1 protein-coding gene is annotated in these 1,253 nt (G+C 37.5%); it reads right to left on the minus strand.

Annotated elements, in window-relative coordinates; all coding sequences use genetic code 11:
- Positions 1-135: 135 nt before the first annotated feature.
- A complete protein-coding gene (locus IQ236_RS27525) occupies positions 136-1,032 on the minus strand; it encodes an IS982 family transposase (protein ID WP_193872418.1) in 897 nt (298 codons plus the stop codon).
- Between the last annotated feature and the right edge of the window lie 221 nt (positions 1,033-1,253).

The following is a 1,253-nucleotide window of genomic DNA, read 5'->3' on the forward strand; positions in this document are numbered from 1 at the left end:
ACGTGAGTTCGACGAAGCGATCGCTCGAATCAATCCCCATCGTACCCAAAGGTGTCATGATAACTTTGGGGAAATCACTGCCATTTTTTCCCACAATGAGCCAAACAAATTTTCTAAGCGTACAAATTCTAAATTTTAAAAGAAATAAACAGGTTCAGGGCGGTCATAAAGAGATGGTTTTTCCGGCTGATAAGTATAAGCAATCATTCCCGCTACTAGATTCACCATAAAATTAGCGACTTTCCGATGCCGGGTGTGTTCGATTTGGCAAAGATTTTTTAATTGATCATTGACAGATTCAATTATTCCTCTCTTTCTTAAGTTCATTTTATCTGATAATAGCATCAGTCTATTCTTCATGTTTTTTCTCAATCGAGTAATCAGTTCTAATCCTTTTTCTTGTAATTTTTTAAACAGCTTTTCCGAAATATATCCTTTATCCCCAAATAGTTTTCCCACTATCCCCTCTGTTAGTTCAGGAACAACTTTTCGGTCATCTACATTAGCGGGAGTCACTTGAAAATTTAAAATTTCTCCATAATCATTAATCACTAAATGTAACTTAAATCCAAAGTAGAATCCCATTGAACTTTTTCCCCACTCTGCCAGCCCAGCAAAGACTTTATGGCTCGTTGCTCTATTTTTATCACACACTTTTAAGGCAGTTGAATCAATGAAACTTGTTCCTGTCACTTCTCCTTTACAACAATAATTGAAGTAACAACATAATGCTAATAGTGCATAAGACATTAATTCTACAAACCGATTATAGCTTACCAGGTTAGGCATTGCCTTTGACCAATATGGCGTCACTTGTAATTGATAAAAATCTTTAAATGTCCTGTAGCGAGAGCCATGAAATCCGATCAGAATCGTCATAATCTCGCTTAAAGTCATTCGCGTTTTTTGCCGTGTTTGACCGCTAATCTCAGGTAATAACATTTGTTCTAATAACGGTTCAAATACTTGGCAAAAATCATCTACATCACAAAAAACTTCTGTAATATCTAAGTGGGATGATCTTGATTCCATACACACCTCTGTTAACTTTTATTTCTTTTGGCTTGAGTTTTTTATATGTCTTGATTTTATTGGATTTTTAGATTCAATTATCACCCTCCCTCTATGAGTGTTGAACCGCTCCGACCGTCCCAAGCGGTGGCGAAGCGATCTCACCTACCCCATCCTGCCGGAAGCACATCGCTTTTCTACTCTGCTGTTTAGAGGCGATCGCACTCTGTCGAACTCACGTT

Origin of the sequence: Planktothrix mougeotii LEGE 06226, from assembly GCF_015207485.1 — a bacterium.
Taxonomy (GTDB): Bacteria; Cyanobacteriota; Cyanobacteriia; order Cyanobacteriales; family Microcoleaceae; genus Planktothrix.